At 56.9% G+C, this 11,678-nt stretch carries 9 protein-coding genes; 3 read left to right on the forward strand and 6 right to left on the reverse strand.

Translation table 11 applies throughout. The annotated features are described in order from the left end of the window. Together K1Y02_21400 and K1Y02_21405 are read right to left on the reverse strand one after the other, a co-directional pair. Nucleotides 1-635, reverse strand: a 635-nt coding sequence (locus tag K1Y02_21400; protein MBX7258933.1) for an MFS transporter, incomplete at its 3' end; no start/stop codon positions are given. Nucleotides 636-837: 202 nt separating this feature from the next. After that, the gene (locus K1Y02_21405; GenBank protein MBX7258934.1) at nt 838-1,116 is read right to left on the reverse strand and encodes a hypothetical protein; all 279 of its coding nucleotides are present in this window, start codon (nt 1,114-1,116) and stop codon (nt 838-840) included. A gap of 266 nt (nt 1,117-1,382) precedes the next feature. Between K1Y02_21405 and truA the strand changes: the two genes are divergently transcribed. Continuing rightward, entirely contained in the window at nt 1,383-2,201 is an 819-nt protein-coding gene (gene truA, locus K1Y02_21410) for a tRNA pseudouridine(38-40) synthase TruA (GenBank protein ID MBX7258935.1), read from the forward strand. Nucleotides 2,202-3,145: 944 nt separating this feature from the next. Then, nucleotides 3,146-4,549, forward strand: coding sequence for an alkaline phosphatase (locus K1Y02_21415; protein MBX7258936.1), 1,404 nt, complete (start codon nt 3,146-3,148; stop codon nt 4,547-4,549). A gap of 65 nt (nt 4,550-4,614) precedes the next feature. Here the strand turns inward: K1Y02_21415 and K1Y02_21420 are convergent, their stop codons facing one another. From K1Y02_21420 to K1Y02_21430, 3 genes are all read right to left on the reverse strand, one after another. Then, complete coding sequence (locus tag K1Y02_21420; protein MBX7258937.1) at nt 4,615-5,499, reverse strand: alpha/beta fold hydrolase; 885 nt, start codon at nt 5,497-5,499, stop codon at nt 4,615-4,617. Nucleotides 5,500-5,633: 134 nt separating this feature from the next. Then, nucleotides 5,634-9,083, reverse strand: coding sequence for an MFS transporter (locus K1Y02_21425; GenBank protein MBX7258938.1), 3,450 nt, complete (start codon nt 9,081-9,083; stop codon nt 5,634-5,636). A gap of 140 nt (nt 9,084-9,223) precedes the next feature. After that, nucleotides 9,224-9,712, reverse strand: coding sequence for a MarR family transcriptional regulator (locus tag K1Y02_21430; protein MBX7258939.1), 489 nt, complete (start codon nt 9,710-9,712; stop codon nt 9,224-9,226). Nucleotides 9,713-10,043: 331 nt separating this feature from the next. Here K1Y02_21430 and K1Y02_21435 point away from each other — a divergent pair, with 331 nt between their 5' ends. Beyond that, complete coding sequence (locus K1Y02_21435; protein ID MBX7258940.1) at nt 10,044-11,051, forward strand: type II secretion system F family protein; 1,008 nt, start codon at nt 10,044-10,046, stop codon at nt 11,049-11,051. 292 nt (nt 11,052-11,343) lie between these two features. Here the strand turns inward: K1Y02_21435 and K1Y02_21440 are convergent. Further along, on the reverse strand, nt 11,344-11,678 hold a 335-nt coding region (locus K1Y02_21440), incomplete at its 5' end, for a hypothetical protein (protein MBX7258941.1).

An 11,678-nucleotide genomic window follows, 5' to 3' on the forward strand; every position in this document is an offset into this window, starting at 1 on the left:
TCTTCGGGCGAGATATTGGGATGTTCTTCAGGTAAGCGGTAGAACTTGCGCCACAATACAAGCCATATGAGCCCAAGCGCAGCCGTAAGCACGAAGGCAGGCCGCCAACTGTCAAATATATGGTAGATCGTGATGACGATAAACGGCGCAAGCGCTCCGCCTATCGAAGAACCGCTATCGAACAAGGCGCAAGCCCATGCTCGTTCCTTGGCGGGAAACCATTCCGATACGGCCTTCGATCCCGCGGGATTGTTGGCCGCTTCGCCGCACCCCAACAGAAACCGGAACGCCGCGAAACTGCCTTTGCCGTTGGCGAGAGCAGTGCACGCAGCAATGATGGTGTAGAAGACAACGCTCAGGAAGAGTCCTCGTTGAGTACCCACCGTGTCGAGAATGCGCCCGAACACCGATTGCATGATCGTGTACGCGACTCGAAAGGAATTCAGAATGAACGCGTAGTCTTCGTTGGTCCAATTGAACTCTTGCTTGAGAATGGGCGATAGGGCGTTCAGCGTCTGCCGATCGATGTAATTGATCACGGTGACGAGAAAGAGCATGCCTCCCATCCACCACCGCAAGTAAGGTATGACACGGCGTTTTCGCCCCGCCGGTTGTTGCAGTGTCTCGTTCTCCACGATACGCCCCTCCCCGCTCGCGCCGTGCTGCCCCCTTCGAAAATCAGGAACGGCATGATACCCGTTCCTGCGCCGCAATGCGTATGCGAATTTGCAGGAAAGCCGGGACGGGAGAGCGCACCGAAAATGACCGAGCCGCCTCGCCCAGTCCCGCTATCGGCGGAGACGAACGAGGCGGCTCGGCGGCCTCAGCTGGAGGAGGTTATTGGGCCATTGTCGACCCTACTGCATCGGTTTGAATCGTGGTTTTCAACCCGTCTTGACCGTAAATCTTCACTACGCCCGTTTCCGTATCGAGTACGGAGAACATCGGATCGCCCCCCGACCCGCTCACGGCCGTCTGGAATCGGCCGCCAAACTCCACCGATGAGTCATTGTCATTGATGTAGTTGGTTTCCGACCCGAGGAGGAGCGAGGCCACGACACACAGCACCACTCCTACCACAAGACCGCACGCAAAGTACCCCACAGACGATTTCATTGTTCTTCTCCCGAAGTTTTTCATCTTTCCCACAACACACGGGGAGTATCTGGTAAGATATCAATCGCCGTGCCGGGTTGACCGATTTTTCGTAAGCGCTTGATAGCTGGACAGATCACCGGCCAAATACCTCGGGAATATATCGATGGGGGCGTGGCGAAAAAAGCCAATACCCGGCGAAATCACTCATCCAAATGCGTATTTTGACGAAAAGTCCTGGATTGGACCCTTTCCCGTTGGCTAAAATGCCGTGAAAGTGGGCACCCATGAGCGCTGAAGAGCCAGAAATAGCCGATTCTAGCCATGTTATGACGAAGGCCGTAGTTCGGTATGTCGGAACCGGGTTTGCCGGATGGCAGGTCCAACCCAGACAGCGAACGGTGCAAGGTGCCTTGGAAGAAGCCCTTAGAACCATTTCGGGCCAGCCAGTCCGGGTTACAGGGGCAGGCAGGACCGATTCCGGGGTTCATGCGTTGGGCCAGGTCTGTTCGTTTGTGTGGCGCGCCAACGCCGATTTGGACCAGTTGCGGCGCTCTCTCTCCTGTATGCTGGCCCCGGAGATACGCGTGCTGAGCATTGAACCGGCCCCCCGGGAGTTTCACGCCCGCAAGTCTGCTGCCGGCAAACGCTACTCTTACTCGCTTTACCTGGGACCGGAGGCCGACCCCTTTACGGCCGCTTACGCGTGGCGCGTATCGCCCAAGCTGAACCTGGACCGGCTAGCCTCACTCTGCCCGCTCATCGAGGGCGAACACGATTTTGCTGGCTTTCAAAGCAGTGGAGCATCGGAGAAGCTTTCTACCGTGCGGACACTGCATTCCGTGCGACTGGCGCCAGGCGGCGTCTTTTCGCCATTGGATGCGCGCGACCTGTGGCGCGTGGAGTTCCACGGCAACGGCTTTCTGTACAAGATGATTCGGAACATCGTAGGAACGTTTACGGAAATCGCTCGAGGAGCCCTGTCCGAATCGCGTATTGAAGAACGACTATCGTCCCCCGGCCCCTATCGCGGGCTTACGGCCCCGGCGCACGGCCTCACCCTTATTGAAGTGCTGTATGACCCCCCGGCGCCAGCCGCGTCCTGATTGAACGCCTGCGTAAGTGCGTGGTCACCCCCTTAAAAGAGAAAGGCGCTATGTCAACTAGTGTCATAGCGCACTCTCAGAGGGTAAGACCTTGGAACCAGCCAATCGCTTGAGGCGGCGGGATGAACCGCCCTGAACGGGTTCCGTTCAACTGGTTGTCGGGTCTAAAAAAGGGTTGACATCCGTGTCGCGCTGCCTCGACCTCCGTGTCTCGGCCTTGCACTCTCTTTATCGGCCCCTATCCGGAAAGCTTTAGCCCGCAATTTGTACCGGCGCCACAGTGCGCCGATTCAAACTACTCGCGTGCAACACGTTGACGCTATGCCATGAATACGTCTCACGGCCACGAGCGTAGCGAATGTTCTTCGGGAACTTACAGCGAAAAGCATAGTGTCGAGCAGAAGCAACACGTGGAGTCTGCGCGCAAGAGAAGTGTTGTATGCGGATGCATCGTGCTAGTGAGCACAAAAAAAGAAAGGCGCCACAGTATGGGATTGTGGCGCACTCGAGGAGGGGAAACTATGGAACTTTTCAATTCGTTGGGCTAGGGATGATAACCCAACTTTTTACTTCAAGATCGCACGTAGGGATGTCCGCGCGATCGCAACTCCGAAGGTTGGGCTTTGAGAGGAGCACCAACCCGATTCAATTTTTCGCGACTTCCGTGTCACTTTGGCCTTGGCTTCCTTGCCTCAGCCTCTCACTACATACTATCGGCGATCACTGAAAAAACTTGAGCTTTCTTTTTCTTCGCGCACATACAAAGCACACGCCGCTCTCATCCAACTCGAACACACAACCGCAATTCTATATACTCGTGAGGAAGTATACCTGCACGGTTCAGCAGCTATCGCGGTTTACCGCCCTCATCGTTGTTCGTCCCACGCAGACTTTCTTCAACACGCGTTGTGATTCGTCCACGCTATACAAGGGAGTGACGTATAATGTCTGTTCGTGCCCGTCTATGTGTAATCATCTCCACATGCGCCGCGCTAAGCCTGTTCGCGCCCGCATGCGCAACACGCTCTCACGCCAATGCTCAATCTACTGCCGCCGCACATGCCACGCCAGTCGCAAAGAACGTCATCGTGATGGTTGGCGACGGCTTTGGTTTTAATCACGCGCTCGCTTCCGATTATTACGAGCACGGCGAAGCCGGCAAGCACCTCTATGAGCGCGAGTTCACGAATCTTGCCATGTCCACGTATTCGGTCAACGTCGAAGGCGGATACGATCTCTCCAAGGCGTGGACCAGCTTCGACTACTTCACGAAGGCTTCCACCGACTCCGCCGCGGCCGCGTCGGCCATGTCGACGGGCGTCAAGACCAAGAACGGCGCAATTGGCGTCGATGTCGACGGCAAGTCGGTCAAGCATATCGCGGAGCATGCGGAAGAACTCGGCAAATCGAGCGGCGTAATCACGACGGTGCCAATCAGTCACGCTACGCCCGCGGGCTTCTCCGCGCACGATGCGAGCCGCAGCAATTACGATGTCCTGGCGCGGCAAATGATCCTCGACAGCAAACTCGACGTCATCATGGGGGGCGGCCACCCGTTGTTTGACGCGGACGGAAAGCCGAGAGTCCCCAGCTCCGCCGAAGGCAAGGAATACCGTTACGTTGGCGGGCAAGAGACGTGGAACAAAATACTCGCTGGCTCAGCAGGCGGCGATGCAGATGGCGATGGCACTCCCGATTTGTGGACGTTGGTGCAGTCGCGCGAAGAGTTCCAAAAACTGGGATCTGGCGACGCGCCGAAGCGCGTGTTGGGCCTGGTCCAATCCGCCGAATCGACTCAAGTCGATCGAAGCGGCATCGACGATGAGCGCAGAGACGATGCGCCGTATCAAACACCGCTTCTTGAGACTTCTCCAACACTCGCCGAAATGTCCAAGGCCGCGTTGAATGTTCTCGACAGCAATCCCAAAGGCTTCTTTCTGATGATTGAAGGCGGCGCCATCGACTGGGCCAGTCACGCCAACGCTGGCGGCCGCATGATTGAAGAAGTGTCCGACTTCAACCGTGCCATCGAAGCCGTTGCCGAGTGGGTGTCTGCAAACAGCAGTTGGGATGAGACCCTCGTGATCGTTACGGCCGATCATGAAACGGGCTACATCTGGGGACCCGGCTCAAACCCGGATTGGAAACCTCTTGAGAACAAAGGGAAAGGCGTTATGCCCGGTATTCAGTTCAACAGCAAGGGGCATTCGAACAACCTCGTTCCGTTCTTCGTCAAAGGCGCCGGCGCGGAGTACGTCGCTTCAAAAGCGGTCCAAACCGACAAGAAGCGCGGACCTTTCCTGGATAATACCGATATCGCCAAAAGCGCAATGGAACTGATGCGATAGCATCGTCAAGACACTGCACGATAAGCGCGCCGGTCGAACGAGATTGTTTGGCCGGCGCGCAATTCTTATGAACCGCTGGAAACAGCCTTCGCATGCGAGACAACAGAATCGCTCCCCTCGATCATCTCGCAAAACCCTTCGACGGCCTCTGCGACTTTATCGGCGTCATAGTCCCAGTAGATGTGGTGGTTGGAGCGATCGAACCAAAGCAGTTCCTTCTTCGTGGAAGCCATCGCGTTGAACGCGCGTTCCGCGGCCTTTGCGCTCGCCGCCACATCGCCATGCGAGTGGACCATCAGGACTGGGCAAGTCACGTGGGATAGCGTGGACGGCTCGTTAACACGACGCGCGAGTTCCAGCAGCATCACACTCGATTTCGTCGGTATCCACGTGTACGAGACGATCTTCTTCTTGGCTTCCTTGCGGTTGACCTGCGTGAACAGGCGTCCCTTGTAGACCCAGCGTGTCACCGCTCTTCCGAGCGTCGTCCACCGTTCGGGCTTCAGGCCGTAGTACCAACGATCGGTCATCCCGAAGTACGCGCCGCCAAGTACGATTCCATCCACGGGAACACGTGATGCGGTCAGCGTGGACAGCGCACCACCCATGGAATGCCCCACAAGCACCACGCGAGTGTGCTTCTCGCGCAACGTAGTGGCCTCGGAGACAACGGCGCTAAGCAATTCGTCGGCTGTCACGTTTTCCAGGTCGCGCGGACTCGTTCCGTGTCCGGGCAGGCGCATTACGCGAACGCGCCATCCCTTCGCGGCGAGGCGCTCGGGCAAATCATTGAAGTTGTTTCCGGCTCCCGCAAACCCATGTACAAACAGCACGGCGTTTGGCGCGTCTTCAGGGCCCAGGTCACGCGCCTCCGATCCTCGCATCACGCCCGTCTGAGGGTCGCGCGGTGCATTGCGGTCTGCCGGATCGATCAGAAAGGACGGGATCATGCTGCACGCCAAGAGTAGCGGCGCGACGATAAGAACAAGAAGCAGAACAATCCGTTTGCTTCTCCGCCTACATGGGGCACTGCGCTCGCTTGGCTTGTTGCTGACTTCACTGCATTGCATGGCGAGTGCGTGAGTTACTCGCCGACGTCCAGTTCTTTCGCAAGCGACTTGATGCGTTTCAAGTCCATCTTGCCGGTACCCAATACAGGGATCTGCGCGATTCGATAGAACGAAGTCGCTTTGGGACGCCACAGATTGGGCAGGTCACACGTCTTGAGTCGCTCAACGAGCACTTCCAGTTCGCCGTCCATCAAGGTGTGTAACACGACGAGTCGTTCGCCCTTCTGTTCGTCAGGCACGCTTGTTACGGCAAAGGTCTGGTCGTTGATCTCAAGCAGACGGTGCAGCGTCTCTTCGACTTTGTTATGCGGCACCATCTCACCGGCTATCTTGCTGAATCGCGCAAGACGGTCCGTGATGGTGATCTTCCCATCCTCATCAATCGCAGCCATGTCGCCCGTGTTGTACCACCCGTCAACGAGCACATGGGCTGTCTTCTCGGGTTGTCCAAGATAGCCCTTCATGATGTTTGGACCCTTCACCCACAACACGCCGGATTGGCCAAGCGGCATAAGCTCGCCGGTATCCGGATCGGTGATCTTCACGGACAGACCAGGTAACGGCAGGCCAATCGTGCCGTGGCGAGTCCCTTCCCAATAGAAGCCTGGCGCCTGGAAATTGGGCACATTGATTGACACCGCGGGCGCGCACTCCGTTGTGCCGTAGCCCTCCAGCGGTTCGACGCCAAACTTGGAGTGAAACGCTTCGCGAATACGCGTCGGCAGCTTTTCCGCACCCGTCACCACGTAGGTAAGGCTTGCCAATTCTTCCGGAAGGCATCTACGAATAAAGCCTTGCAGGAACGTTGGCGTGGCGACCAGGAAGCGTGGCCGGTACTTGTACACAAGTTGTCCGATAATCTTCGGCTCCAGCGGATTGGGATGGTACACCGTGAAGAAGCCGCGCCACAGCGGCATCCAAAGCGTGCCCATGAACCCGAAGGAATGGAAGAACGGGAGTATGCCCATCATGCCGTCGCCGACATTGTGCGGAAACACCTGTGCCGTGGTTTCAAGGTTTGTGAGCACGTTGCGCTGCGTGAGCATGACGCCCTTCGGCTCACCCTCGCTGCCGCTGGAGAAGATGATGGTCGCCAAATCGTTTTCGGAGCGCCCGCGTGGCGAGCCAAGCATCCATTCCACCACGCGCACCGGGAGAAACAACGCCATCAATGCCGCAATGATTCGGTCTTTCGAGCCCATCTGCTTGCGGATATCGTCGAGGAAGATCGTCTCACCCGGCACTTCGACGGGGACGCGTTCAAGGAATTCACGCGCGGTGAGCACGTGGCGTATGCCGCATTGGCGCGCTGCCGACGCGATGGATTCGTTCGAGGCGGTGTAGTTCAGGTTCACGGGCACCTTGCCCATGATTTGAAGCGCGATGTTGACGAGCACGGCGCCGACCGATTGCGGCAGCAGGATACCCGTCATCTCTTCCGGGCCAACGGCCATCTTAATGCGGCGCGCCAGCGCAATGCTTCCGATGTAGGTCATCAAGTAGGACATGCGAGGCGTCCGGCTATCACCGACGCAAATACTGAACGGGTGACGGTGCACGGTGCGTACAAACGCGCGGTGCAGCAGCGGCACATCGAGTCTGCGGTCCATGTAGGCTTCTGTGCCCAAATGCTGAATTGTCGTGCGCACTTCGTTGAGCGAACTCTCGACCGGCATCGGATCGCCAAAGCTAATCAGCATCGGGAACGGAATGGTCCGCGGAATCTTCCATTTGATGGTTGTCGGAGTTCCTTCAAACAGCGTGCCCCACGTCCTATCCAAGTACACCGGAATGACCGGCGCGTTGGTCTGGTGCATCAATCGCTCGAAGCCTTTTCGCGTTGCCGCAACCGGCGAATCCGGCGCGATGCGGCCATCCGCGAACACGCAGACCAATTCTCCGTGCTGCAACGCAACCGACGCAGCGTGCATCGTCTGCGCGAGATCGCGGGGACTCCCTTGCGAAGCAATCGGGATAATTCGCATGAGCTTCGCCATGCGCCGCATCCAATCGATCTGATTCACTCCGTCAGAAAGCACAAATCGGATGGGACGGTCGACGGCGGACGTGATCACCAGCGCGTCGATGAGCGACAGATTGTTGGTGACGAGAAGCGCTCCCCCGCGCTCGGGGATGTTCTGCCTGCCTCGCAGCTCCAAGCGCAGAAATGTCGTGGAAAGAATCCACAGCACCGCCCGCACAATCATCTGCGGCGTCATTGCGCACGATATCGCAAGCACTGCTAGTGTCGATACGCCCGTGAAGAAGAAGATGCCAAAACTGCTCACTCCGATGTGCGACAAGACGTAGAAGACGGGAGCGGCGGCCAAGATTCCGACCCACGTCATCATGTTTGCTGTAGCCATAATGCTGCCGCGTATATGCTGCGGACTGCGGTGTTGGAGTCCCGCCGCGAGGGGCACATCGAACATCCCGCCGCCCATGCCAATTCCGAACATCAGCAGAAGCACCGAGGAATACGCGAATCCCGGCCACGCTAGCAGGAGGCATAGCACTCCCAGAATGGTTCCGCCAATGGGTACAAATCCAAATTCCACTTTTCCGCGAGAGAGATAGCCCGCAATGAAGGAACCCACCCCGATTCCCAGCGACAAAACCCCGCTCATAACGCTGACTTCGGTCATGCCTAAGCCAAGGTCTACGGTAACGAACAGAAGGATGTTCTGGATTATCAGCGCGCCGGCAAACCAGAAGAAGGAGTATCCGATAGCTATCATGTAAAGCCAGCGGTCGCTCATGATTACTCGGAAGTCTCTGCCCATTCCGGCCCACGGATTCAGGCGAATGACTTGTTCCGGATTGGCCGCGGGAGGCTTCATAATGAAATGGGACGTGAATGTACCTGCAGCCGCGAGGCCTATGAGGCCAAGCCCTGCCAAGTACGCGTTTGACGGCCCCAATACATCGTAGAGGGCACCCCCTGCGTACGTACCGACGATTACCATTACCATCGTTGTGGCCTGGATGATGCCGTTTGCCCACGAAAGTTTCGTCTCATCGAGCGTTTCCGGCAGTAGACCGTATTTTGGCGGTCCGAACATGGCTGATTGCGATGCCATCAGAAACAAGGCAACCCATAGAAGTACGGGCTGATGGAAGAAGAACCCAAATGACCCCAAAGTCATAACGGCAATTTCGAGGTACTTCGTCCAAACGGCCACGTCTTTCTTGCTGTTGCGGTCCGCGAGGGATCCGAACAAGCCAGGGAAAATCACAAAGGGCAGCGCGAAGATAAAGCTGGCCAATGCAGTTGTATCCGTTACGCGAGCCTGACTTGAGGCGGCCCCGCCTTCTGCCGAGGAAGCGATACCCGCCAACAAAGGAATCATTAGGTATTTGTAGCAACTATCGCTGAAAGCGCCTTGCGCTTGCGTTATTACCAACGCCCAGAATCCCCGGCGATCGTATTCGGGCGTTTTTGCGGCATCGTCATGCGCGCTCATACTCTGTACCCTCACGTAAAGCGACCACGGTTTCCGTGGCCCGCTCAAGCCCTCACTCTTCGAATGCAGCCTGCTAAAGTCTAGCTAGCGTATTGCCTCGTGCTGTGCCGGCGCCCCTTCGCGCCTGCCAGCCACGCGGACTACGGGCGCGCAAAATTCTCTTGCAGCAGGGTCTTTCCCACGCGCACCCGTTCCAACAACCCAATTAGCGTCTGACAATCCCGCTCCGAAAGCCCTTCCATGACTTCATGGACCTTCTCCCGGTACAGCGGTTCCAACTCGTCCAGGATCTTGTGGCCGCGCTCCGTCAACGCCACATGGTAAATGCGGCGGTTGTCCGGCACGTCAATACGCTCCACCAGGTCCTTGCTCTCCAACTTGTCCAGGATCGACGTGATGCTCGCCCGCGTCACCACCAAGCGCTTGCCCAGATCCGTCTGGGTCACGTGGCGGGGATTGTACTTCAGCGAAAACAGCACGTTGAACTGCGCTTCCGTCAGGTCATACTGCCGGAACAATTGGTCAGCCGCCGTCGTCAACACATTCGCCGTCCTGACGATGTTTAATACCGCCTCGTGGCAAATGTCTTTAAACGGCATATCGAGATTCAGTTCTTTCGCTAAGGACATAACACATAAACCTTCAATAGGATTCGCAACCTAGACTCATTGTATCACGACTAACCGTTAGATGTCAAACAATTTGGTACGAAAATCCGCGACACCCCATAAGATATTATAAATAAATACTTTACGCACCAACTTGGCATGCCAAGAAAACCCATAAGCGCGTCAGAAGCCTCCACTCTGAAGGTTTATCCTCACTCTTCAGGCGGAGTTCCTGACATACGCACCGCGCCTCAGTTGCGCCAATCCATTCTGCGGTCTAGACTGCCGCTGGGGGCAGTCGGACAAGAGTACGGGGCAGGTCCCCATTTCTCAGTCCATGAGGAAACTTGAGTTGGGGCTATTCTCGCCAGAACTGACCACTAAGCAATTGGCATTGCTCTGTAAGTCGCTCACCGTAATGAGCGAAGGCTCAATCACGCTGGAGCGCAGCCTGGAATTGCTCTCGACCGAGCACGCTTCGCGCTCCGTTCGCCACGCACTAGTGCCAATTGTAGATGCGCTGCAGCGTGGCGAAACGGTGGGAAATGCCTTTCGTTCCCAGTCGAGGCGCTTCCCAGAATTCTTCCTGGAAATGGTCGACGTTGGCGAGCGGACCGGCAGCCTCGACACGGTATTCCGCATATTGACCGAGGAGTACGAGCAACGGGCGGAACTGATCCGATTTTACGTGCAGGGCGCGGCCTACCCGGCGGGAGTCCTCATCGCCGCAGTAATCGGCATCCCCATCCTGAGGATCTTCCTCATGGGCGTAGCCGGCAACAACGGCAACGCCGGGGCGGGAATTGCGCTCTTTCTGTGGAGCAAACTTGTGTTCTACGGCTCGCTTTTTTTGATTGTGATGGTCCTGGGCCACACAGGAGTCCTTCAGCGAATAAGCTGGGAGATAGGGTCGCGCATCTGGGTCTTGAAAGGTATTACGTCCGAAATCGCATTGGCGCGGTTCTTTCGCGCACTAGCCATCTGCCTGGACGCCGGACTGAGTATTGTGCCGAGCATCGAGCGGGCCGCGGCGGTAACGACACATCCGAAAATTCGCAAGGGGCTGCTAAAGGCCGTACCGCTTGTCCAGCAGGGCATGCCTCTTGAGACGGCGCTCGCCGAGACGGGCCTCATGCCGGAGATGGCCCTCACGATGGTCCATACGGGGGAATTCGCGGGTAAGCTCGACGAATTGCTGAACAAGACCGCACAGTACCTCTACGAAGGCGCCCGGCATAGAACCCAAATGCTCTCCATAGCAGTCGTTACGCTCATGCTCGTAATCGGTCTCGTTCTGTATCTGACCAGTGCCCTCTTCCTAAGGGCAATCGAAGTGCTTCTCAGACTAACCACGCTATGAGCGCTCGATGGCATGGGCAGCCGGGTCTTGGCGTGATGGTTCTACGCGTTTGCTTCACTTCTTGCTCATCATGTCAATCCTGTCTAGAAAAGGAATCCGACACGACAAAGACAACGGCTACAAGATAGTCTCCAGCGTGTTCGTGAAAAATCCAGACTACAGAGACACCGGCTTCATATCTGGTTCAGTTCTTCATCCTGTAAATCCTGTACATCCTTGTTCATAGCTCCTTCTTTAACAAAGATGAACAGGAATTCGCTTGATGAAATCGCAACGTGCCCAATCGCCGACACTACTTCAGACTCATCTCCCATGCTTTTACATCCGAGAGTGTCGCATCGCCGTCTTGCGCGAAGAAGCCGACGCGGCCGGTGAAGTCTTTGGCGGTGTAAGTCTGAACGAGGAGGTCGTCGAGGTAGCACTCGAAGATGCCTTGCCGGTAGAGGATCCGGAAGCGGCAGGGTCTGTTGGGGGCGATGCCTGCGACGGTGGCGCAGCCGGTGCCGGTGATGTCTTCGGAGTCGAAGCGGATCGTGTCGGTCGAATGCAGCGTGCCAATTTCGGTCTGGCCCCAGGATTCGAAGAGGATGGCGGTGGCTTCCTGGTTGGGGCGTTCAAGGCAGACGC

The organism is Candidatus Hydrogenedentota bacterium, assembly GCA_019695095.1.
Lineage (GTDB): Bacteria > Hydrogenedentota > Hydrogenedentia > Hydrogenedentales > SLHB01 > JAIBAQ01.

Bases quoted from the DNA above. Each gene is read 5' to 3' on its own strand.
- K1Y02_21405 (MBX7258934.1), bottom strand. From the start codon at position 1,116: ATGAAATCGTCTGTGGGGTACTTTGCGTGCGGTCTTGTGGTAGGAGTG.
- truA (MBX7258935.1), top strand. From the start codon at position 1,383: ATGAGCGCTGAAGAGCCAGAAATAGCCGATTCTAGCCATGTTATGACG.
- K1Y02_21415 (MBX7258936.1), top strand. From the start codon at position 3,146: ATGTCTGTTCGTGCCCGTCTATGTGTAATCATCTCCACATGCGCCGCG.
- K1Y02_21420 (MBX7258937.1), bottom strand. From the start codon at position 5,499: ATGATCCCGTCCTTTCTGATCGATCCGGCAGACCGCAATGCACCGCGC.
- K1Y02_21425 (MBX7258938.1), bottom strand. From the start codon at position 9,083: ATGAGCGCGCATGACGATGCCGCAAAAACGCCCGAATACGATCGCCGG.
- K1Y02_21430 (MBX7258939.1), bottom strand. From the start codon at position 9,712: ATGTCCTTAGCGAAAGAACTGAATCTCGATATGCCGTTTAAAGACATT.